27 protein-coding genes and 1 pseudogene are annotated in these 22,058 nt (G+C 58.6%); 9 read left to right on the forward strand and 19 right to left on the reverse strand.

Features of this window, described 5'->3' with window-relative positions; translation table 11 throughout:
- The 4 genes from NKI38_RS27270 to NKI38_RS27285 form a co-directional block, all read right to left on the reverse strand.
- A partial coding sequence (locus NKI38_RS27270) for a hypothetical protein (RefSeq protein ID WP_352663175.1) occupies window positions 1-397 on the reverse strand: 397 nt, incomplete at its 3' end.
- A gap of 225 nt (window positions 398-622) precedes the next feature.
- On the reverse strand, window positions 623-1,636 hold the full coding sequence (sctE, locus tag NKI38_RS27275) for a type III secretion system translocon subunit SseC family protein (RefSeq protein WP_352663178.1): 1,014 nt from the start codon (window positions 1,634-1,636) through the stop codon (window positions 623-625).
- Entirely contained in the window at window positions 1,629-2,162 is a 534-nt protein-coding gene (locus tag NKI38_RS27280; RefSeq protein WP_352657403.1) for a SycD/LcrH family type III secretion system chaperone, read from the reverse strand. The genes sctE and NKI38_RS27280 overlap by 8 nt, the downstream gene beginning before the upstream one ends.
- A 7-nt stretch (window positions 2,163-2,169) precedes the next feature.
- Window positions 2,170-2,442: a hypothetical protein gene (locus NKI38_RS27285; RefSeq protein WP_352657405.1), complete on the reverse strand. Its 273-nt coding sequence runs from the start codon at window positions 2,440-2,442 to the stop codon at window positions 2,170-2,172.
- An 842-nt stretch (window positions 2,443-3,284) separates the two neighbouring features.
- Between NKI38_RS27285 and NKI38_RS27290 the strand changes: the two genes are divergently transcribed.
- From NKI38_RS27290 to NKI38_RS27330, 9 genes are all read left to right on the forward strand, one after another.
- A complete protein-coding gene (locus NKI38_RS27290; RefSeq protein WP_352663182.1) occupies window positions 3,285-3,602 on the forward strand; it encodes a hypothetical protein in 318 nt (105 codons plus the stop codon).
- Window positions 3,599-4,003, forward strand: coding sequence for an EscF/YscF/HrpA family type III secretion system needle major subunit (locus tag NKI38_RS27295; RefSeq protein ID WP_352657410.1), 405 nt, complete (start codon window positions 3,599-3,601; stop codon window positions 4,001-4,003). Before NKI38_RS27290 ends, NKI38_RS27295 begins: the two co-directional genes overlap by 4 nt.
- 19 nt (window positions 4,004-4,022) lie before the next feature.
- Window positions 4,023-4,787: a type III secretion system inner membrane ring lipoprotein SctJ gene (gene sctJ, locus NKI38_RS27300; RefSeq protein ID WP_352657413.1), complete on the forward strand. Its 765-nt coding sequence runs from the start codon at window positions 4,023-4,025 to the stop codon at window positions 4,785-4,787.
- A 50-nt stretch (window positions 4,788-4,837) separates the two neighbouring features.
- Window positions 4,838-5,509, forward strand: coding sequence for a hypothetical protein (locus NKI38_RS27305; protein ID WP_352657417.1), 672 nt, complete (start codon window positions 4,838-4,840; stop codon window positions 5,507-5,509).
- The gene (locus NKI38_RS27310; protein ID WP_352657420.1) at window positions 5,488-6,138 is read left to right on the forward strand and encodes a FliH/SctL family protein; all 651 of its coding nucleotides are present in this window, start codon (window positions 5,488-5,490) and stop codon (window positions 6,136-6,138) included. The genes NKI38_RS27305 and NKI38_RS27310 overlap by 22 nt, the downstream gene beginning before the upstream one ends.
- 4 nt (window positions 6,139-6,142) lie before the next feature.
- Complete coding sequence (sctN, locus tag NKI38_RS27315) at window positions 6,143-7,513, forward strand: type III secretion system ATPase SctN (RefSeq protein ID WP_352657422.1); 1,371 nt, start codon at window positions 6,143-6,145, stop codon at window positions 7,511-7,513.
- On the forward strand, window positions 7,510-8,013 hold the full coding sequence (gene sctO, locus NKI38_RS27320) for a type III secretion system stalk subunit SctO (protein WP_352657425.1): 504 nt from the start codon (window positions 7,510-7,512) through the stop codon (window positions 8,011-8,013). The genes sctN and sctO overlap by 4 nt, the downstream gene beginning before the upstream one ends.
- A gap of 163 nt (window positions 8,014-8,176) precedes the next feature.
- A complete protein-coding gene (locus tag NKI38_RS27325; protein ID WP_352663189.1) occupies window positions 8,177-8,386 on the forward strand; it encodes a hypothetical protein in 210 nt (69 codons plus the stop codon).
- Between the two features lie 113 nt (window positions 8,387-8,499).
- Window positions 8,500-10,194 (forward strand): hypothetical protein, encoded by a 1,695-nt coding sequence (locus tag NKI38_RS27330; protein WP_352663192.1) that lies wholly within the window; start codon window positions 8,500-8,502, stop codon window positions 10,192-10,194.
- 470 nt (window positions 10,195-10,664) lie between these two features.
- Here NKI38_RS27330 and NKI38_RS27335 read toward each other — a convergent pair whose 3' ends face one another.
- From NKI38_RS27335 to sctQ, 15 genes and pseudogenes are all read right to left on the reverse strand, one after another.
- The gene (locus NKI38_RS27335; RefSeq protein WP_352657431.1) at window positions 10,665-10,817 is read right to left on the reverse strand and encodes a hypothetical protein; all 153 of its coding nucleotides are present in this window, start codon (window positions 10,815-10,817) and stop codon (window positions 10,665-10,667) included.
- Between the two features lie 388 nt (window positions 10,818-11,205).
- Window positions 11,206-11,322 (reverse strand): annotated as a pseudogene (locus NKI38_RS27340) (integrase core domain-containing protein); the annotation flags it as partial.
- Window positions 11,323-11,544: 222 nt separating this feature from the next.
- A complete protein-coding gene (locus tag NKI38_RS27345; RefSeq protein WP_352657434.1) occupies window positions 11,545-11,778 on the reverse strand; it encodes an EscF/YscF/HrpA family type III secretion system needle major subunit in 234 nt (77 codons plus the stop codon).
- A 13-nt stretch (window positions 11,779-11,791) separates the two neighbouring features.
- On the reverse strand, window positions 11,792-12,034 hold the full coding sequence (locus NKI38_RS27350; RefSeq protein WP_352657436.1) for an EscE/YscE/SsaE family type III secretion system needle protein co-chaperone: 243 nt from the start codon (window positions 12,032-12,034) through the stop codon (window positions 11,792-11,794).
- Entirely contained in the window at window positions 12,031-13,386 is a 1,356-nt protein-coding gene (locus NKI38_RS27355) for an FHA domain-containing protein (protein WP_352663197.1), read from the reverse strand. The genes NKI38_RS27350 and NKI38_RS27355 overlap by 4 nt, the downstream gene beginning before the upstream one ends.
- Window positions 13,383-15,479: a type III secretion system export apparatus subunit SctV gene (gene sctV, locus NKI38_RS27360; protein WP_352663200.1), complete on the reverse strand. Its 2,097-nt coding sequence runs from the start codon at window positions 15,477-15,479 to the stop codon at window positions 13,383-13,385. The genes NKI38_RS27355 and sctV overlap by 4 nt, the downstream gene beginning before the upstream one ends.
- Window positions 15,476-15,853, reverse strand: a complete 378-nt coding sequence (locus NKI38_RS27365; RefSeq protein ID WP_352657445.1) for a hypothetical protein — start codon at window positions 15,851-15,853, stop codon at window positions 15,476-15,478. Before NKI38_RS27365 ends, sctV begins: the two co-directional genes overlap by 4 nt.
- 5 nt (window positions 15,854-15,858) lie before the next feature.
- Window positions 15,859-16,287, reverse strand: coding sequence for a type III secretion apparatus assembly protein SctX (gene sctX, locus NKI38_RS27370; protein ID WP_352663203.1), 429 nt, complete (start codon window positions 16,285-16,287; stop codon window positions 15,859-15,861).
- Window positions 16,288-16,375: 88 nt separating this feature from the next.
- Entirely contained in the window at window positions 16,376-16,945 is a 570-nt protein-coding gene (locus NKI38_RS27375; RefSeq protein ID WP_352657451.1) for a TyeA family type III secretion system gatekeeper subunit, read from the reverse strand.
- A 413-nt stretch (window positions 16,946-17,358) separates the two neighbouring features.
- A complete protein-coding gene (locus NKI38_RS27380; RefSeq protein ID WP_352663207.1) occupies window positions 17,359-17,724 on the reverse strand; it encodes a hypothetical protein in 366 nt (121 codons plus the stop codon).
- Entirely contained in the window at window positions 17,721-18,500 is a 780-nt protein-coding gene (locus NKI38_RS27385; protein WP_352663210.1) for an EscU/YscU/HrcU family type III secretion system export apparatus switch protein, read from the reverse strand. Before NKI38_RS27385 ends, NKI38_RS27380 begins: the two co-directional genes overlap by 4 nt.
- Window positions 18,497-19,378, reverse strand: coding sequence for a type III secretion system export apparatus subunit SctT (gene sctT, locus NKI38_RS27390; RefSeq protein WP_352663213.1), 882 nt, complete (start codon window positions 19,376-19,378; stop codon window positions 18,497-18,499). Before sctT ends, NKI38_RS27385 begins: the two co-directional genes overlap by 4 nt.
- Window positions 19,379-19,407: 29 nt before the next feature.
- A complete protein-coding gene (sctS, locus tag NKI38_RS27395) occupies window positions 19,408-19,671 on the reverse strand; it encodes a type III secretion system export apparatus subunit SctS (protein ID WP_352657459.1) in 264 nt (87 codons plus the stop codon).
- Window positions 19,671-20,333 (reverse strand): type III secretion system export apparatus subunit SctR, encoded by a 663-nt coding sequence (sctR, locus tag NKI38_RS27400; RefSeq protein WP_352657462.1) that lies wholly within the window; start codon window positions 20,331-20,333, stop codon window positions 19,671-19,673. Before sctR ends, sctS begins: the two co-directional genes overlap by 1 nt.
- Window positions 20,330-21,319, reverse strand: a complete 990-nt coding sequence (gene sctQ / locus NKI38_RS27405) for a type III secretion system cytoplasmic ring protein SctQ (protein ID WP_352663218.1) — start codon at window positions 21,317-21,319, stop codon at window positions 20,330-20,332. The genes sctR and sctQ overlap by 4 nt, the downstream gene beginning before the upstream one ends.
- Window positions 21,320-22,058 lie beyond the last annotated feature (739 nt).

Consider the following 22,058-nt stretch of genomic DNA (forward strand, 5'->3'; position numbering starts at 1 on the left):
GGGATATTTCGGGATCCGGCTTAGTAGCCGGCTTGGGCACCTCGGTCTGAAAACTCGTCTTGCCATTGCGCGCCTTCCAACCGCCAATCTCGGCATCGAACCGTGCCTGTGCTTTGCGCGCGCCCTGAAAGCTCAGTCCCGCACCGGCTATTGCGAAGGCGGAGGTTAGGACTGTGCCGACCAGTTGGCAAAACCCGGAAGCGCGAAGTGCCTTGGCAGCGGCGTTCTGCGCCGCGATATCGCAATCACGTGCAACCTGCCGGTCCAATCTCGCAGAATCACGGAACTGAAGATTGAGCCTGTGCAGCAACGCGCCAACTGTGTATATGTCAATTGAGGCGAGCCGTGTTCCCAAAGTTTCGGCAGCCGCGGTTTGAACGTCGATGCCTGCGAGCATTGGCGGACCTGCCCACGCCAACTTGCAGGAATCGGCAAGCGTTGACGCAACTTCGCCGTTCCTAGTACCCAAGCCACTAGAGGTCGCGGACATGACCAACAAGGGTCGATGTTCCTGCGAAGCGCCGTCCGGCGATAGATGACCGCCGATTCGGTTTGTCTGTATGACGGTGTGTAGCATGTATATCCTCCTGGCGTTGGGCAGGGATTTGACAGCTATGGCTCGTCAGCCGATGTGCCGTATGGCAGTTGAGGCGGATCGACTCTGCTCCTCGATCGCATCGGCAACTCTTTGCGTCATGACCGTCATGCTGAGGACCAATTCTTGGATGCGTGCGATCTCGTCTTCTTGAGGATTCGCCAATCTGGCGAGGAATTTCCTGATATCCAACGTCTCTGCCTGGGCGTCCGTCGCCTGCTTCTGCAGGACTCCGCTCCCGCCGCCTGCGAACGCCTCGGCTACCGAAGCAATGACTTCGCCCGTTCGGGCCGCTGTCGCAACGTGCTGACCGGCCATGGCAATCTTCGCTAGCTTGTCGGCCTGGCTTGTGATCTTCGCGGCAATGCTCGCGGCCCCGTTTACCCCACCGCGGAAACCGGCACCCATGGTGGCCACCGAACAAGTGACGACGATGAAAACCGTGATGATAGTGGCCCAAAGCTCGGCCTGGTGCTGTGCCATCCCTTGATCTTTGATGAGGCTTTTCGCAATGGCCTGCATCATCTTGTCCATGACGCCCGTCTCGGTCAGGATCCCCACGGCGAGTGCAACTGCCGCGGCCGAAGCGGCGAGAAGCCCGCCCGTGACTACGGCTGCTACCCCGGTGAACGCGACCGCAATCCACCCAAATATCCTCATGGCCAGCGAACTCTTTTTCGCTTTTCTCACCTTCTCCGCCGCCTCGGAAATCTTTCGGGCAATTTTCTCGTTCTCCTGCTTCTGCAGTTCACCCCAGTGCCGTACATCCTCCGTACCCGCGGCAGCCTGGGCGTTGGCCATCTTTATCTTGAGCGCTAGAAATTTCTCGACGAGTTGGATCTTATCGAAGGCCCGTGGCGGGGGTAGCGTTGGCACCCTGTCCGGCGACACAGCGCCGTCAGAGACTGGTGGTAGCGAAAGTTCAGCGCCCGATTTGCTAAAACCAGCGACAAGATTGCTGGTGAGCGCGTCGACCTCAGTTAGCACCCCGGCTTTTAGTCCCAGTCCTCCGATCGCTTCTGTAACGTTGACGTTACGCATCGCAGTCTCCTTTACAATCAGCTTCAGGGTTGAGCCGACGCAGCATCAGCGACGCCCGCTGAGCCAAATCCTTATGCTCAGGTTTGCCGCAGCTAAGCGCCAATACACTCTCAAGCGCGCTCACAGCTGCCGCCGGCTGATCTAGCTTGATAAGACATTTGGCAGCGCGAAACGGGATCTGCGGATCCTCGTCATTCAGCAGCGCAGCCATTCCATAGGCACGCACGGCATTTGCTGAATCGCCCAACATCTGACTAGCAGCACCGAATCCGAACCAAAATCTCGGGTCGATGTACCGATGCATGCATAGAAACCGAAAGAAGTTCAGCGCGTCGAAGTATTTACCGGCAGAATAGAAACGATGGCCGAGCGCGTAGACTGCCTCGAGCTCGTCATCCGTCATCCCAATAACAGCCGCCAAATCCGTTCGTCCTGCGATCAGCTCTTCCGTAATCCGCGCCAGCCCTGCAGCCTCAACAGCGCCCGCTTCTCCATCACCCGTTAGCCGCTCCTCTACCTTCTGCATCGTCGCCTCAGACCATCTGCCGTATCAGCTTGACGCCCGACCCACGTACCGGTCGCTGATCGGACGTGAGCGCCGCCTGCCGTTCACATGTGTAAGCTTGCCGAAAGTTCTCGTCTCGAGTTCCAACGAATGCGGAGTCGATACCGCCGCTGATGGCATAATCGCCTAAGAGCTCAGCTTGCCTGGCGAGCTGTTCGCGATTTTCTTTCAAGGAGCTCTCCACCTGGGCGATCGTTTGCCGCGCGGTTTCCATCGTCTCATCGAGATCTTTGCTACCCATTCGTTCCCCCGTGGAATTGCAGGCGTTGCGCCTCGCGGGCAAAGTTTTGACCTCTGGAGAGCAGCAACTGCCTGATGGTCGATGCCCACGGCACATTCCATCCCTCAAGGACTGTGCTAGCACCGTCGTCGGTGAGCTCAACGCGCTTCACACCTACGACGAGGCAGACGAATGATCTGAATCCTTCAGCCACTGACACGACACGGTCTACCGATGTGTGCGTCACGCGGGCATTCCGTTTGCCTCAAGGCGAGAGCTTTACCCGCAACGGCTTGATGCTCGCGTTCCATGCTGATGCACTCCTAATAAAGCCAGTCATACTGTCGATATCCTTATTTAGATCAGACCCGTAATATTGTTTCGATATGTGCTCATAATCAGGCGTAATGGCATCGAACATCAGCCCGATCAGGAATGACAAACATGCTCTCGCTTACGCCCTCATATGCGGCGAGTATGGATGCATATCGTCTTTGTATTTGTGCCTGGCGCGATATCGAACAACACTGGCGGCGAGCTCTTCCGCCTTGATGCGTACTTGTTAGCAAAATCCTTTGTCGAAGTGGCTGCCGCGCATGGATTAGCCGTCCCGGATGCAAGTTAACAAACCAATGCCTGCCGGCGCGGAGCGATTTGAACAAGCTGGGGGCATGTTAGAATCGGTCCGCAGCTCGATCGCATGGTTTGCCGGAAAATGACGCGCAAATCGCCCAGAGAAAGGGAACTCGATAACGATGTCTCCTTCATGTACATCCGGCTCATCCGGGAGTCGAACTGAGATCGGGCTCGGCTTTCGGCGGCATCTTGCCGAGGCGGCATTCCTGGCTTGCGTTTCGAATGACGTGATTCGGGCCAGACGTATTGCGAAAGGACTTCACGCCATTGCGCCGGGCGGTAGGGAGTCTGTCATCGCCTACGCCGTGGCGGATTTGACGGTTGGAGATATCGAGGCAGCGCTGGAAAAGCTGCGTCCGCTTTCGGATATCAATGACGCGTATGGGATGGCATTCAAGGCCCTGGCTCTCCATCTGGCCGGACGACTCAGCCAGCGTGATGCCGTGCTCAAGCAGGTTCCGGGTGGAGATCCCGACGTCGATGGACTCGTCATAACGCTTGGCAAGAGTTCGGTCGCACATCCGGCAGAGAGGGACATCTGGTGAGCGTGAACAGCATTAGTCCAGGGGCTCTGAAGTCTGTTTTGCCAACGGAGAGTGCATTCGTTTCGAAAATTTCGGCTGAATCGATTGACCCCGTTCGTGCCGCATCCGTTCGGCCCGAGTTGTCGCTACAACACGACAGGTCAGCGACCGAGGTGGCGCGCGGATCTGGGGTCGCCCGGACACCGGGAGACGCCATCCTCAGCAGCATGGAAAAGCTGAGCGCCAGCTTTACCCAAGCCATAGAAGCCACTTCGGTGAACATGAACCCGGGAGAAATCCACTCGGCTGATTGGCTGAGCGCACAGCTCACGATATCAGCTTTTTCCCTACAGTGCGACATGCTGGCCAAGGTGGTCGGCAAGGCCACACAAAGCCTTGAGACTTTCCTGAAAAACCAATGATCTACGCTGGTGCGCGGGTGTGACCTTTGTATTGAAGCAGCTGGCGATAATTCTATTAATGTTCACGATGGTGAGCTGCGGATCAAAGCTCGAGCTCTACCGCAATCTTCCGGCGCACGAAGCGAACGAAATGCTCGCACTGCTTATGGATCAAGGCATCTATGCCGAAAAAACGACGGACAGCGGCGGCACTGCCTCGTTGGCAGTAGATACTAAGGATGTCCCCCCTGCCATGGAAGTGTTGAACGGCGCCGGACTGCCTCACGACGTCTATGCCGATATGGGCAGTCTTTTCAAGAAAGAAGGTATGATCTCATCGCCGACAGAGGAGCGTGTGCGCTATATTTATGGCATCACACAGGAGTTGTCGCGGACCCTGACCAGCATCGATGGCGTGCTCAATGCCCGGGTCCATGTGGTGTTGCCGCAAGAGATGAGCGACGATCGAAACCCGCCCTTCCCCTCGAGCGCTGCTGTGCTTGTCCGTTACGCACCCAGCACCACCGTCGATCAGATAGTACCGAAAATCAAGGAGCTCGTCGCAAACAGCTTGGAGGGCCTGTCCTATGAAAGGGTTTCCGTCATCCTGCTAGCGGCGAGCCAGGATAATGCTTTACTGCGTTCGGTCGATAGATCGGCCGTCCTCACGACACAGGACAAGGGCGCACGCTATCTACTGGTCGGGCTCGTGTGCGGCACAGCGGCATCGCTTATCGGCAATGGTGTCCTCGCGTTCCTGCTATGGCGTCGCTTCCGCCAGACATCCGCCATAGCGTCTCAATGAGATCAAGCGGATCGAACAATTCAACGGTGATCGCCGGGACATCCGCCGCGATGTCGGATGAATGGCTTGATGCACCGTGGGCGAAGGCGGTGATGTGCTGCATTGCCGATCCTGCCGCTGATCTCGATTTCATAATGGCGCATGGTTGGCCAGAATGGATGCCGCTGGATATCGCTCTGGCGCAACCATTCACTCGTATTAAGCTTGGGCGCTGGCTGCTTCGTGGCCAAAGTGACCAACCGTCAGCCATCATTTCCGCTTGCGCCGCGCGACGAAGTCGGCTCGCGTTCCTCCCGGGACAGGACGCGGTGCGCCTCATGCGGCTAGCTGGCGCCTGGGTGGGTGCATCCGGCCTGACAGGACTTATTCGCACGAGCGATATCGCGGCGGTTCGCGCGGCGCTTGGAGAAGAAGCCGTCGCATTCGCTCCCCAGGCCGCACTCCTGCCGCGGCCGACTGCCGAACTGATGTCGGCGATCGGTGCTTGTGACATTCCGTCCGCGCCCAGTGCATTGCTCCACTGCGGCGCGGCGATCTTCGGTCTTGCGATTGGCGGCATTCCGCAAATGCTGCGGACTCGGCTAGGCTTGCGCCGTCCCGCGCCACTCTGGGCGGCGGCGGTGGATGCCTGTCGTGACGACAATGCTGGCGAAGACGCATTTAATGCGATGCGGCGCCTGGTCCGTAAGAGAATACCCAAATGGTCGCATTGGTTCAGCTGACACCTGCATCGGCCGGGATACTCGGCCCTGGGCGAATCTTGCCGGCTGGGAGCGCACAGGCGCTGGTGGACGCCGAGCAACTGCTTATGCAGGCACGGCGCGAAGCCGATGCGCTCATCGAGGCGGCGCGTGTATCGGCCCGGGTGATCGAGGCGAACGCCAAAGAAGCCGGCTTGGCTGCGGCACAAGCGGCAATCGAGGCCCGCCTGACCGCGATCGCTACGGATTCTCTGCGGGTTATGGCGCAAAATGAAGAGCAGATCGTCAACATGGGCCTGCAGATCGCACGGCGGATCATCGAAACTGTGGAGCCAGTGGAGGCGGCGGTGCAGATTGCTTTGCGCGGTCTGAAATTCGCGGGGCACAAATCCCTCGTCCGGCTACGCGTGGCACCGTCGCTCCTCGAGGCGGTCCGCAGCCGATTAGACGAGATCCTCCCGACGCTGGCATCGCGCGCCGTCGACCTAGTTGCGGACGCGCGCGTAAATGATGCCGGATGCATCATCGAGACCGATGCCGGACTGGTCGAAGCCACCATCGAGAGCCAGCTTGCGGCAATCGAAAGCTGCCTACGCAGCAGCCTAGAAACCTCTGCAAACTCCAAGCATAATAATGTCTCAACAGCGTAAATCGATGCCCGAGCCAGCCGAGCCGGCGAACGCAGCCATTCCCCCTGAGCAGGAGGACATCGATCGTTTTTTCCAGCTCGCAAGATCAGCAATTGCGCAGGCGTCGACAATGCACGTCCGCGGCCGGGTCCTTCAGATTCTTGGAACGGTCATCCGTGCCACGGCGCCGGGCGCCCGCATTGGCGACCTTTGCACTCTCCGCAATCCGGAGAACGGCTTGCAATTGTCGGCGGAGGTCGTTGGCGTTCAGTGCGACGTCGCCATTCTGACACCGCTTGGGGAAATGCAGGGCCTCTCCACGCTCACTGAAGTGGTCCCAACGGGAAAGCCCCTCATGGTACCCACCGGCTGGAATCTGCTGGGCCGCGTCCTCGACGGTTTCGGCCGACCTCTCGACGAATCCACTAATGGGCCGCTGCTTCCGGAAGCCCGCGTGCCTGTCTACAGGGACGCACCGGACCCCTTATCCCGGCCTATCATCGACAACGTCCTTCCTGTCGGCATACGGGCCATCGATGGTCTTCTAACCTGCGGCGAGGGGCAGCGCACGGGCATCTTTGCCGCTGCGGGCGGAGGCAAGAGTACACTGATGTCGATGCTGGTGCGTGGCGCAGCGGTCGACGTGGCTGTGATAGCGCTGATCGGCGAGCGAGGCCGGGAGGTGCAGGAGTTGATCGAACACAATCTCGGCGCAGAAGCGCTATCGAGAGTGGTTATTGTCGTTGCTACTTCCGACCGCTCCGCAGCGGAACGGGCCAAAGCGGCCTATGTCGCGACGGCCATCGCCGAATGGTACCGCGACCAAGGACAGCGTGTGTTGCTTCTCATGGATTCGGTAACCCGTTTCGCGCGTGCGCTGAGGGAGATTGGTCTCGCGGCCGGTGAGCCGCCGACACGGCGTGGTTTTCCGCCGTCGGTTTTCGCTGCACTGCCGAGGCTTTTCGAACGCGCGGGGAACAATCACCGCGGATCCATAACGGCCTTCTACACTGTGCTTGTGGAGGGCGATGATATGGCCGAACCGGTGGCTGATGAAACCCGATCCATCCTTGATGGTCACATTGTGCTCTCACGCGCCTTGGCAATGTCGAACCACTATCCCGCTATCGACATTCTGGCGAGTATCAGCCGTGTCATGAGCGCAATCGTGTCGTCCGATCATGAATGGTTGGCGGGCAGCCTGCGGCAGCTGATGGCAAAATACGACGAGGTGGAACTGTTGGTGCGTGTCGGCGAGTATAAGGAGGGAGCAGATCCACTCGCTGATGCAGCGATCGCTAAAATAGACCAGATACGAAGCTTCTTGCGACAGTCGACAAAAGAGCAGATCGGCTTCGACGCAATGGTCGATGCGCTCGCCGCCTGCTTGGCGTGATTCCTAAAGCCGTACATCGCATTCTCGAACTCAAGCAACTGCGGCGCCGCCGCGCTGAAGATGCGTTGCGCCTGCGGCACACGGCTCTCGACAATGCTGTCGCGGCAATCGAAACCGCTTCGATAGATCTTCGCAGATGGCAGGAAGACCGACCCCGTCGCGAAGCCGCGCTATACGATCCGTTAATCGGGAAAGCCGCCGCTCTCATTGATCTTGACGAGGTGAATGCGCAGGTCGTCTCGCTGCGCCAACACGAACAGCTGCTCCAAAAGCGCCTCGATGCGACCAGAGCTGAGGCCGACCGCAGTCGGCAGGCGCGTGAGGAGGCGCACAGCGTGGCACGTGAGGCGTGGCGCGAGGTTAGCAAATTCGAGGATTTCGTTCGCCGCTTGCGCACCAACGCCAACCTGGAGGAAGAACGCTCAGCGGATCTGGAATTGGAAGATTTCGCTCAGCGGCGGAACAGTTTGGGTAGTAAGCAAGACATAATCTGTCGGTGAAACTGCATCGAATGTGGAGCGTCCGTCCGTTGCCAGCGATGCGGGGACCACGGCGATTAGTGGTCTTGAAAGGCTGAGGGCTCTGGCGAAGCGCTCAGATCAATGTTGACCTTTTGAAGGGGCACGTGTTTTGCGTGGAACCACAGGAGCGCCCCGATGGGCCATGATGCTGAACATTGCGCAGGTACGCACTGCTGTTGACCCGGAATTTCCAAAGGCAGGTTGTTTCTGGCGCTTTGAAATTCGCCACCATTGGTTCCGGCCGATATTGGGCAATCATTGGGGGGCCACCTGGAACTGGCGGTTTCATCCGGTCTTCTTCGACAGGGCAGCTCATGGTCGACGATGGAAAGGATCTTGTCCGATCGAGTAATTCGCGGACTCAACCTGGTCAAGCCAGCGACGTTCTAGGAACTGCCCGATCCTTGATGCTTCCGCTGTGCGACAATCACGATGATCTAAAGATGTATCCATAGGAGGTGAATTATGAGGGGCATTGAGGAGGGTGGCAAGGCGCCCATCTCGGCATTCAACGCCATCGAGCGTGATATCACGGACGATTCTCTCATCGGACCGGCGGCTGACGTTGAAGGACCCGGTGAATCATCCTGTTCTGTGGTGGAGCAGACGCGCTCTGAGCCTCAAGATCAAGCGTTTTCTCCTGTAAGCAGCCAGCATACCAGCAGTATCGATGATCTGCCGCTGGATATGCTCGGTGAGGTTGCTCAGCGGCTCAGCCTGATCGATCTGCTGGGCATGTCACAAACAGATCAACAGCTGCGTGTCGCCGCCATGGCAATCGCGACGCCTGAAGAAAGGATCCGGGTTCAGGCCATCTGGAACAGGCTGACGCAACTCCAACCCGGCCCGCAGCCGCTGATGTATCCCGGCGTGATGCAATCACTCGCGCGCAACTTCGATTGCCTCACCAGAGTGCAGCAGGAGCACATCGTCGCGCTAGTCGAGGGGCTTGAGGACTACGACGACCGCAACTCGATCCTCGACGATATCGGACCGGGCTTGGTAGAACTCGCGCCCGACCTCCAGCAGCGCCTCGTGGCGCTTGCCGAGGGACTTCACCAGTCCTGGGAACGTGGCTCGGCCCTGCGAGGCCTCGGGACAGGCGTGGGAAGGCTTGCGCCCGAGCTGCAGCAGCGTCTGGTCGCCCTCGCCGAGGGACTTGACCACCCCTTACATCACTCCTCGGCTCTGTACGGCCTCGGAGTGGGTGTCGCGGGGCTTGCCCCCGAGCTCCAGCAGCGTCTCGTCGTCCTCGTAGAGGCACTTGACGACCCGGAAGATCGCGCGGAGGGCCTATTGGGCTTCGGCCCGGGCTTGGCAGCGCTTGTACCCGCGCTCCAGCAGCGTCTCATCGTCCTGGCCGAGGGACTTGGCGACCCTGAGCTACGCGCCGTGACCCTGGAGGGCCTCGGAGCAGGTGCGGCTGGGCTGGTCCCGGCGCTCCAGCAGCGTCTCGTCGTCCTCGCCGAGGGGCTCAATCAGCCCGACGATCGCGCCTTGGCCCTGCAGGGACTAGCAGCGAACATGGCAGCGCTTGCTCCCGCCCTCCAGCAGCGTCTTGTCGCCCTCGCCGAAGGCCTTGACGTCTCCGAGAATCGCGGCCCGGCCCTGGGGGTCCTCGGTGCAAGCGTGGCAAAGCTTGCACCCGAGCTCCAGCGGCGTCTCGTCGTCCTCGCCGAGGGGCTCGACCCGCCCGCCGATTGCGCCTCTGCCCTGGAGGGCCTCGGAGCGGGTATGGCAGGGCTTGCCCCCGAGCTCCAGCAGCGTGTCCTCGTCCTCGCCGAGGGGCTCGGTCATCCCGAGAATCGCGGCACGGCCCTGAGAGGCCTCGGAGCGGGCATGGCAGGGCTCGCCCCAGAGCTCCAGCGGCGTATCGTCGTCCTCGCCGAGGGGCTCGACCAGTCCGCAGCCCGCATCTCAGCGCTGTGGGGCTTCGGTCCGGGCATGGCAGGGCTTGCCCCAGAGCTCCAGCAGCGTATCGTCGTCCTCGCCGAGGGGCTCGACCAGCCCATAGATCGCGTCTCGGCTGTCCAAGCTCTCGGAGCAGGTGTGGCGGGGCTTGCGCCCGAGCTACAACAGCGCATCACTGCCATTGTGGACGGACTTGACCAGCCGGCGGATATAGCTGCCGCCTGGGCAGCACTATTGCCGGGTCGGTGATAAATCCTGGTGTAGCCCGAGAACATGGAGTTTAGCCTGTCCACTAGCTATAGCTAGACAGCGAGAATTTCGAACTGCTGAACAACCCAAGGCCTGGATAGTGGGTGTACCCCGCCTGTCGCTTGCGCATCATGTGGATCATCTTGATGTCCGCCAGTGTCGATCCGCTGATGCAGGACGTCGCCAATGGCGCTCGAAAGACACGCGAGCGGAGACACCGCAGGTCATCCTTTTCGTGTTCGGTTTCTAGGCCGAGCAGAAGGGGTCCGCAGACCGGCGGGCCCCCCAAGCTGCGCTAGCAAAAGCCTCTCAGAGGCGCGTCTGCACGCGGTTGGTTCCGGAACGAAGACGGCTTGGAGCCGTGCATCGGATCTGACGTCGGAGATTCCGAGGCAGCAGTCCGAAGAGCGGCCTCCGGATTCAACTCTTGAGCCTGGCGATGGCAGCACCAAAGCGCAGGTAACAGGCCTTCAAGCGCCGGGCAGCGTGCCCTTCACCGACGTCGCGAAGAGATCGAGCAGGATGGCCAGCGCCACGCATGCGGTCAGGATGATGCCCGCCATCAAGATGCGGTTAGCGCGTTCGTAGATGGGTCCGCGCAGCGAACTCATGTCGAGCAACATCGAAAGCCCCCGCATCTGCAACGCGAACCGAACAGGATCGGCACAACGGCAACCAAGTCGTAAAATCCCCATGCATGGGATTGGCAGCCCAATGCATGACGACGCCGAGTGAAAAGGCAAGCAAGATTCCCACGACGGTGATTGTACCGTTGCGGAAAATCATCTCGATAAAAATCTTCCTTCGGATCGTCCTCGTCGAAGCGCTCTCCCCCTCCACCAGCCGTAGCAGTTCTTTGCGCGCTTGAGACAAATGCCATCGGTAGCACCGCCATTAAAAATCGCGATGCTCACCTTTCTTCGCCGTTTGGAAATGCCCAGAAAAACGCGCCTTGCCGCCGGACGTGCCACGGAAGTTTCTTCCAGTGGCGATTAGAGCCTTGGCTCCGCGCCACCAATGGGCGTTCAGGCACCCCTCCCTGAAGCGGCCGTTGAACGCTTCGATGTAGGCGTTGCCGGTGGGCTTTCCCGGTCTGCTGACGTCGAGCGTCACGCATTTCGCGTAGGCCTCAGGTCAAGGCCGCGGGCGCGGCCGGAGTGTCGTATCCGCCTGCATTTGCTGCCCGCGATTGACGCGTTGTGAAAGCGCATGCACGAGCACGTCACCGCAATCGCTCCCGACCCTCGCTGAGGCAATCCTGCGCTCCATGCATACGGGTGCAACAAACGCGCTGCCAAAACAGCATGCCGGCTCGCATCAGAATGAACTGCTGGAATCTAGCAAAAATGTTCAGCTGATTTTCTGGGACACCCCCTTCAGGGCGTCATAAAGCAACTTTATCATGCCGGACTCCAAATTGAGGCTGAGGCTCCATTGCTGACTGATAGATTGAAGCTTAATAAGATCGGACGCGTTGTTGGGGTCCATGGAATTCGCGAAGCTGTTAAGATTCCTTTCTGCTGCAGCAGTGGCGCTTCCAAGGCTTCTGCTTAGATTAGGGTTGTGGCCATGAATGATTTCCATCTCTATCTCCAAGTTAGCGACATTTGTGTACCGGGAAAGCTTCCCATGTCGCGTTGATCACCTCTTTCGCCGCATCTATCGCGTCCACAATGGCTGCCAAGACTTCGAATTCCTGCATTAAAACGCCACCATCCATTTCACGCTTCAACGACTGCCGGCAGGTATCGAATTCCCTCTCCAGGGCAGATCTCCTTGCACCGTCGAAATCACTTAGCAGCTGCCTTTGCAGCTCAAACTGGGCCATGATTTCGCTCACCCTTTCTCCTCCGCTATCCAACTCGGCGTGCTCTGATAAGGAACATGCACCTCATCCGCGCCGAGGCGCACAAAAACTCCGTCTCGATTGATGGCAACGATCTGGCCCAAGGTCTCGAGACTGTCGCCCACCTTCAGGCGCATTCCATTCTCAAGGACGATGAACGGGATTCGGCCGAGGTGTACACCTCTCAGCGTCGGCAATATGACCGGTGTGAACTGCGTCTGAAGCTGGATGTAGGGCGCGAACTTCTGCTGAAAGCGGGAAGCGACGTTCTCCCACGCTTCAAAAGCAATCGCAGTCAGAGCGCCCGAAACGAGCAGGCCATCTGACGTCGTCAAGATGTGAGTGGAGCGACGGAGTTGGGCCGTCATCGCCGTCTCTAGAAAAGCGCGAGCGCATTCGGGTGTCACGATGGCGTTTTCAACTTCGCTTAGGCCTGGAATATCCTGCCGCAGGCGATGAAGCGCCGCCTCGACCTTCGCATCGCTGGGTCCATATCCTGTGATCGTGATGTGCCCGGTGCCGGTCACCCGAACGCCACCTTCGATCCCGAAGCCGCGTATGACCGTCGTTACGAGATCGATGAGCTGCGAATCCGACACAGTGGCCGGTCGTTTCGATAACACTTCCGCTTCAACGCCGGCGTTGCTCAGGGCGGCCCTCAGCTTAGCATCGTCTCCAGGTCGTAGGTCTCCTGCGGTGTTGACGTTGCGCGCGACGTCTAATTCGGGACTGATATCCGGCGCTGTCCTCATCGCGTCAGCGTCTGCAGCCGCTTTCAAGGCGGAGGGGGGACCTCGTCCTATTGCCGTCCAAACCCCAACGACCGGCGGAATCAGGAGAGCGCAAGCCACCGCGCCGAGCCGTAGTCGCCGCGTCCCCGAGCCCCTCATGAGATGTATCTGCCGGCCGTGCAGAGCCGCCGACGCCAGTTCGGGGCGGGCGGAACGATGCGTCGACCCAACAGGCTCCCTGCTTCGCACCAAGGGGTCGATCTCGGCAAAGCTGCTCCGGGCCCGGCCGATCGCAAAGATCGTCCGACCAACCTGCACTGGCGTCAGCGGTTCGAGCACTGTCCAGTCGTCTATTGGGAGATCCTTGGCGCCGATGCGTACGCCCGGTGCGAGGGCAATAATATCGATGCGTCCCGCCTCGATGCCAATGCGAAGATGTGTGGCGGCCAGCTCTGGGTCGGCGAAGGTGAGGTCATCGGTATCACTTGCACCGATCGACCAGACTCCCTCCTCCAGTGACGTCTCTGCATCCCGGTTGGGACCGGACAGCACGCGCAAGATCAGCTTGGCATCATCGCCAGTGCCAGTAACGCTTTCCACATTCGGCTCACTCACGGCAGCGATATCCTTGCCAGCGGCTGTACCGAGATGTCGGGAGTAAGCTCCTGATAGGAGAGCACGGGTAGCGCACGAAGATCGACTTCGATGATCTTGCGCAAGTATCGCCGGATATCGATTGTAGTCAGCAGAACGGGCTGGTGTGACTGCTGGCCAACATTGCCCACCGCCTCCCGCACCTTATCAATGATTTGCCGTGTTGTGCCAGGGTCGAGGGCGAGATAACTGCCAGCGGACGTCTGCCGAATGGCATTACGCACCGTGTCTTCCACCTCCGGCGAAAGAATGTAAGCTGGCAACAGGTTCCTGCCGACCGAATGCCGGAAACAGATTTGCCTTTTCAGTGCACAGCGCACATGCTCAGTGAGCAGAACGGTGTCTTTTTCCTTCTGTCCCCATTCGACCAGTGCGGTGGCGATAGTGCGCATGTTGCGCAGCGAGACCTCCTCGGACACCAGTCGCTTCAAGATCTCAGAAATCGTCTGCAGGGGAACTGTCCGCAGCACCTCTTTTGCGAGTTCCGGGAAAGATGCCTCAACGTTGTTCAGCAGAATTTTCGTTTCCTGGATTCCGATAAACTCGTCCGCTTGCCGGCGCAGGACATAACCAATGTGGTAGCTGATTATCTGAACCGGTTCCAAAAATGGGATACCGGCGGCTTGCAACGACTGGCGATGTGCGACGTCGACCCAGGTGGCCTCGATTTGAGGCAGGGAGGGCTTACCGGGAAGATACGGAATATCCACCATGTCGAGGTTCTCGGGGAGATCACGAGCCAGCAGGTGCTGCGCTGGTAAGGATCCTTCACCACATGGAATCTCGTTGACCATGATAGTGTACGTGCCATCTTTGTTGTTGTCGTTGACACGCAGATTAATGGCGGGAAAGGGAACACCGAGATCGAGAAGGAGCGCATGTCGCACAGCGGCCAACTCCTTGTTCAGCGAGTCCGGCCGGATGATGCTCTGAACGTCACGACTAATGTCGACCATCACCGGGATCGTGAGCGTGATGGCATCGCCGCCTCCGCCGCTAGGTTCAGCCGGCCCGTCCGACGCCGTCTCAAGCGCTCTCATGCCGCCGACCGAGTAGGAACTCACCGACGGCGCAGAAGGCGCACGACTGCGCTGCAACAACCAGCCGCCGCCTCCACACAATACTGCCAAGATGACGAAAATCATCGAAGGAAAACCAGGTACCAGCGAGAACAGGAGTAGGCTAAAGGATCCTACGATCAGCGCACGCGGCTGGGCAGTTACCTCATCTCCAATTTCGGTGCCGAGATCTGAGCCCTTGTCCTTGCCGCCTACCCTCGTGACGATGAAGCCTGCCGAGATTGAGGTGAAGAGAGCCGGGATCTGACTGACAAGGCCATCCCCGATGGTCAGGATCGTGTAAATCTCAAGGGCTTTGTGCAAGCCCATGCCCTTTTGCAGTGTACCGATTGCGAGGCCGCCCAAGATGTTGACGACGATGCTGATCAAGCCTGCGATTGCGTCGCCTTTGACGAACTTCATGGCACCGTCCATGGCCGCATACAACTGGCTTTCGCGCTCGACGGCGGTGCGGCGTCGACGTGCTTCTTGGATATCGATACCGCCCGCTCGCAGATCGCCGTCAATGCTCATTTGCTTGCCCGGCATCGCATCGAGCGAAAAGCGTGCAGCGACTTCAGCCACGCGCTCGGACCCTTTCGTGATGACCACGAACTGCACGATTGTGATGATCAAGAAGGTAACCGCACCCACCACGAGATTCCCAGCCACTACGAAATCGCCGAAAGTCTTGATGATCCGGCCGGCCTCCGTGTGCAGTAAGATCATGCGTGTCGCAGCGATGCCGAGCGACAACCGAAAGAGCGTTGTCAGCAAAAGCACCGACGGAAATGAGACGAACGCGAGGGGTGACTTGATATAGACTGCGACCATCAGCAGGAGCGCGGAGATTCCAAGGTTGACAGCCTGCAGCACATCCATCAGAACCGGCGGCAGCGGAATAATCATCATGAAGATGATCCCAATTAACAGCCCCGCCAGAATGATATCGTTCCGGCCAGTCGCAACAGCCAGGACTCCGTTGAGAAATTTCACACTGCCCTCCCCCACGACGCACCCGGCTCGGCCGCCTCCGTCAGCAGTATTGCGACCATTTGCTGACAGGCTCTCGCCTCGGACCTGAGGCCGAGTTTCCAACAGGCCTTGGCCCGCACCTGCATCACCCGGAATCGGTCCTTGCCATCCAGTGCATGGACAAGAAGCCGGCCCGCCTCAACAGCGGCTTCTTCGCAGTGCCCCGCTCGCAGCAACGCCAGACAGCGTGCCTGTCGTGCCCAACCCGGTCCAGAGTCAAGATGGTCGAGGGCGAGCAGAAGCTTGGCTGCATTCTGAAAGTAGCCAAACTTGAGGTAGAGATACGCAAGGGCCGATACAGCATCGCGCTTGTCGGAACTGAGGAGAGGCTTCATCAGCATTATCCTCGCATCAGAGCGCGGCAGGCGCTCTCGAAAAGAACACGGTCGGCTAGCTCCTGATCAAGTACCGAGCGCGCGTCGCGGTACACCGCGCAATCTGAGTCCTGCGCCTGTGCTGCGAGATCGCCCAGCGATGCATGTGCGGCCTTGAGGGTCGTGGCGTATGTCGGCGAGTCGAGGACTCCGGCATTTGCGATCGGGGGGGCGAAGGCTGCCATCATCAGGTCGTCGACCGTGGGGGCGTCGTATAGCAGATCGAATTGTGAAGCCGGCCGAGTATCGACCACGGGTTTGCGAACAGCTTCCAGCAGCGCCACAAGTTCGGTTTGGATCAGGCCGCCAAAGTCGAGGCGGGTTGGGCGCAGTTCCGCCGACCCACGCGCAGTCGAAGTTGAATAATTCAGGTTATCAAAGTTGATTTTATTCATGGATCACTGCGCTGTGGCATCAACAGCCTTGATGGGAACATCCGTGTTAAGACCAACCCGAGCAAAAAGCTTGAATAGGCGCCTTCGCTCATGCACTCTCTTCCTGTTCAATGCGGAGGTCCATTGCCGCCTCTACTGCCCGCAATGTCTTTTTTCGGGCTTCCATGTCGCGGTAGACCCCGACCGGAATCATCGCGAGAAGATTTCGGGATTCGCGCAGCACGGCGATGTGCAGATCCAATTGAACGGAAGAGATTCCAAACCTTTCCGGAATGGGAATGATCTTGGATGGACTAGGAACGGCATCTTCGACGAGCGGCAACAACTGCTGCATCAAGCCGGTAGCGGTGATGTCGATCATACTTCGACGCTGTATCCGATCGACCATCTTTTCGCAGAACTCATGCACGGTATCGAGCACCCGCAACGCCGACAATCCGCCGAGGATCTCACGCAGCCGGGCGGGCTCGACCGACGGACCAGCCGAAGCGATGTCTTGGCCGAGCGTACGTGTAAGAAAGGCGATATGCCGTGCAAAGCCCTCGACGCCAAACTTATTGAGGATCTCCCTATAAAGCCGAAGCGGTCCTGGGTCGCCGGAGAGCGTGGCCCGATAGAAATCATGCAGCTCTGCACCGACGCTCTGATCACCCGCCACTTGCGCTCTTCCTTTGCCTGCACAGCTTCAGTGCGCCATGAGTCCACGGGCACCGGGACAGGCTCGAATCGCCACCCGATCAGAATGGCTCGAGGGGCGATTTCGGATCATGCATCGCCCTGGCTCGGTGCGCTCGGCGACGGATCGCTTGAGCGGCTGGCCAATCCCTATCCTTCTGGATCCCAGCGGCAATTCACTGTCCCACCCATTGGGAGCAGACTTGCCATTCTTTCTGAGGGGTGCAAGGCTGCGTGGATCCACATGTCCCCATCAACTCGTTTCGGTGCTTGCTCCCATGGCAGTTACATCTGGGGAACACACCATCGAGCCGAACGGCCCGATTGGCTGGTGCGCAAGACAAACCGCCACAACAGTAGTATAATCTCATTCCATGGGCGACAAATATAAGCTCGTTATGTCTGCATATTAAACAAATATGAGCCGCCCGACGGAGCGACCAGCAGCAGCCGAAAGCTTTGTTTTCGGCACACCTTGAACAGAGATTTACGCGACCGATGGCCGGCCTTGGTTGCGCTTACCAAGCGCTCGGAGAAGACCCGCGAATTTTGCGTAAAACTGATGGAATAGACTCGTCTGGTCGTTGTCCGTCCTTCAGCAGCGGGCGCGCCATCGGAATGTTTCGCACGACCGGCATAGAGGTAGCCACCGCGCAGGCTTATGCCGCGGCGCGAGATCGGTACATTGCACCGATCAGAGGCAAGGGCGCGTGCTGCCGGTCGTAATAAAACCACGGCAACATGCGTCGGATTGGTGATCAAGACGGCCGCCCTGCGCGCTTGGCCGAAATACCTTTTGCAAGCAACTCCATGTGTAGTTGTTTGCGTTTTGCCATGGCCAAGGGGTTGCCGGTAGTCTCTTTGTATTCCCGCTTCACTTCATCCTTCGACATCATGTTTTTCTTGGTGAATTGCCAGCGCTGCAATGCGAAGTGTGCAATTGCCACCGTGAGAAAACTCAATGCGGTATAGATTGCGATACCGAGAAGCAGGTTACCTGTCACCGCCCTCAGGCAGGATATTCCGCAACTCGGCGTCCAGACGAGTGCATGCATACCTTCGCGCAAAGCGAGCAGCAGAACAGAGCCGAGTATCAGAATCTTTGCAATCGACTTGCCCACTTCGATGAAACTCGCCAGCGAAACGATCCTCCTGATGTTCTCACTGGGACTGAGCCTCTTCAGCGTCGGCGCGGCCGCCTTGGGCGTGAACATCGGGCCATTCTGTAGGGCGTTGGCGCCCACGCCGATCACCAGAACGATGCCGATGAAGGGCGCGAGCAAAAATTGTAGTTCGGCAACATAGGACCGCAGAAGCTTGTGAGTGACGCTCAGGAGGTCACCCTCGAGAAGAGGTATAGGCAATAGGATCATCGCCTCGAGCCGGCCTATCATGCCTGACAAGGAGGCAAAGAACAGGGTGAAGAATGCGATGGTCAGCGCCGCGGATACGACTTCATTGCTCCGAGGCACCTGTCCCTTCCTGCGCAGGTCGCGAAGCCTTTTGGGAGTAGGCTTTTCCGTCTTTTGGCCGTTCATGGCAACCATTTCGCGACGAGGTTGAATATCGCGAACTGTGATGGCACGTATTGATCCGCCTCGGCCAGAACGATTGTGAGCGAGAGGATCAAGAGCAGGAGGGCCACCGCACTCTTAACCGACATGGCGATAAAGAAGACCTGCAGTTGTGGTGCGAAGCGGCCGATCAGTGCCAGACCGATTTCGCTGAGGAACATAGCAACGATGGCTGGACCGGCGAGAAGTAAAGTCAGTAGCATGACGACATCTGCGAGATGCAGAACCCCCGTAGCAAATGCCGGACCGAATGCAGGCAGCAAGCTCCACAGAGGCCAGACGTCATGGGAGCGATAGAGCGTGTTGATCAATTCGGAGAAGCCCCCGGTGACAAACAGCGAGGTGACGAAGAGCTGCGCCAGCAGCGTTCCAAGCGGCGAGACCTGATTGCCACTGGCCGGATTCAAGAGGCTGACCATCGCGGCGCCCCTCTGGTTGTCAACGAAGGTGCCCGCCGCCTCAACACCCCAGACGGTCGCGGCAATCGGCATACCGAGTACGATCCCGAGTAAGAGTTCCTTCAGCCCCAAGCCAAGGAACATCTGCAGATGCCAGATCTCGAGGCTCGCGGGCCTGGTTGCCCAAGCATGCGCCATCACCGGGAGGCTCAATGCCATGATTACGCCGTTCCGCGCCAGTCCGGTTACAATGCCACGCCCCAAAAAGGGTATAATCAGCATCATGCCCGCAGTACGCGTGGATGCGAGTGCAAAGACGACAACGGCAGTATACAAGAGAGACGGATCAACTGCGACATGGGGCGGATCAGATAAGTTGATCGAGAGCGACTCGCTGGAACCGCCCTCATAGTCACCGCGCGAGATAACAGACCGATTGAGCATCTCCCACCTTTGCACTTACATCGCTGCACTTACATCGCTGCTATCGTGTCGAAGATGTTCAGCGTATACTGATACAACTCCCCACTGATCCAGCTCCCAGTTGCCAGCAGAACCAGGCTCACGCATATCAGTTTCACCGCGAACGGAAGCGTCTGCTCATGAATTTGGGTTAGCGCCTGCACCACGCTGACGACCAGCCCGACCGCTGTAGCGACGACGATCATGGGCATCGATAGAATCAGAGTCAGTTTCAGTGCGTCGATGGTAATGTTGGCGAGAGTGGCGGTACTCATCACGATGGTCCCGCATAGGACAGTACCAGGCCGTGGATCAGGCGCTGCCATCCGTTCACAGCGACGAACAAGAACAGCTTGAAGGGCAGAGAGATTGTCATCGGCGAAACCATCATCATTCCCATTGTCAGAAGAATATTCGATATGACCAGGTCTATGACGATGAAAGGCAGGAATAGTAGGAAACCTATCTTAAACGCATCGGCCAACTCGGATGTGATGAATGCCGGGATCAAAATCATAAAATCGCTATCAGTAACCGCGGCGGCGTCCGCTTCGCGCCATAGTTCCCGGGTGGCCTGGGCGAAGAATTGTCGCTCCTGTCGCGACGTGTTCTTCAGGAGAAAGTCGCGAAATGGCTCTATAACTAGCGGTATCGTTTCGCCGAGCCCACGGAGATCTTCGAACGCGATCTCTTTGTTGCGCACTGCTTCGTATGCGTTTTGGGCAGCTGGCTGCATGATATAAACGGAGAGCAGGATGGCGACCGCATTCAGTGCCATGTTCGGCGGGATGTTCTGAATGCCGAGAGCATTGCGGATCAGGCCGAACACGACCACCAGTTTGACATACGACGTGACGGTAATCGCAAGGAATGGGACGACTGCGAGCGCCCCGGTCAAGACGATCAAGACAACGGGATCAGGCAACCCGGTGTTCATGGCTCGCCGCGTTGTAGGCGCATGTCTAAGACACGCACACCGGTTCGATCGGCGATGCGCACCAACTCGCCCACAGCGACCACCCTGCCATTAACTCGCAAAGTGATATTGGTCGTAGCGTCGAAACCAAGATCCAGTACTTGGCCCACAGCGAGTTCACGAAGCTGCTTGAATGACATGGTCAGGCGTCCAACATCCACATCGACCGGTAGGTCGATGCTGTCGAAGGTTTCGGGAGGGAGAGGCTCTGGTTTTTCCATCATGTGGTCCACTGGTGAAAGGACTGCGAGGCGGCCGTCCATGATGGAGGCCCGAAATCGTGAATTGCCCGATAGGCACAGCAGTACGGTCATCGCGCCGTTACGAGCGACCGGTGAGGCGTCGAGCAGGATGATGTCACTCGGCGCAAGCGCTTGTAGTTCCGCCAAGGTAAGGGTCACGCGAGCGACCCTCAGATCGAGAGAGAAGGCCAAATCGTCGAGGACTGTGCACACGACCGGCAGCGCATCGCAGCAGCAGTCGGCGATCCAATCGAGCCCGCCGGCACCGAATTCTACGAGCCCGAGGAGTTTGTTTGGCCCCTCCAAGCGAACAAGCCTAATTGCGTAGGGAAGCACTCCGCTGATCTCGGACGACGACCAGATGGGCCGCTCACCGCACCATCGTTCCACCTGAACCGCTATATCGCGCAGGACGGTGTCAAACAGAATTTCCCGCAAGCTGTCATCCAGTGGCAGCGACGTGATGTCTGGCCAATGTCTCACCGCTCTGGACGGAAGGAGCGTCGGGTCGATCGAGATGCGGAAATCATGGCCATTCAGGCGCATCATAAACCGGCGGCAATCCATCGGAACACGCGGTGGTGTCGAGTCAGGCATGACGGCTGCCACGTCGATGCCGGTGAGGCTGAAAGCAGCCGGCAAGCGAGCTGCAAAAAGCGAAATGGCGGCGGCCTCTCGCGAACTATAGCAAGGCAGATCGATCACGTGCCTTCTCGGCTATTCATTCACGAGGCGGGTAAGCTGCCCAATGACGCGATCGGTTCGGACAGGCTGTTGATGCAAATCATCGGGTTCCAATGAATCCTTCTCGTCACGGCAACGGATGTCCCGAATGATTGACTTGCGGGAATGCCATCCGCTCAATCGTTGAGCTGTCGTTTACATCCAATCGACCCTACGCGGGCCAGACGCAAATACCGTGTCGATATTGGATCATCCGCCATTCTTATGAATGAGCTCTGACGTAACATTCTCCCTCATGGTCTTGATAGGCAGTGGCCGCTCAGAAACAAAGGCGTAACGTTCAGCAAGGTCAAGGTTGGACGGCAGGCATCGCGTGGCACGCGCTGATCAGGATCCCAGATTGGCGACAAACGCGGACCATCGCAGCCTGGAGCCCGCCTACGGCCGCTTGTTGATGCTATTCGACCAGCCGAGACCTCACAGTTCTTTGGTGATCGACTTAGCCTTGCGGGTCGACACACGATCAACGTACATTTCGCAAGCGTCGCAGAAACCCGCTCCGAACGCTGGTAGCGCTCGAATAGCTCATTGGAAAAGGGCCGGCCAGGTCCTACGGAACCCGGAGATCAAGCTTGCCGATACGGCTGAGAGGGGGCCGTAATAGCCCGTGCGATCGCCAAGTGTCTCCGGTGTACGCTCCCCCTTAGAACACCCAGCACCTCGTCCATCTGGGCTTGAGGACCTCCTCCATCACCGCACC

The organism is Mesorhizobium sp. M0621 (genome assembly GCF_040320745.1).
Lineage (GTDB): Bacteria > Pseudomonadota > Alphaproteobacteria > Rhizobiales > Rhizobiaceae > Mesorhizobium.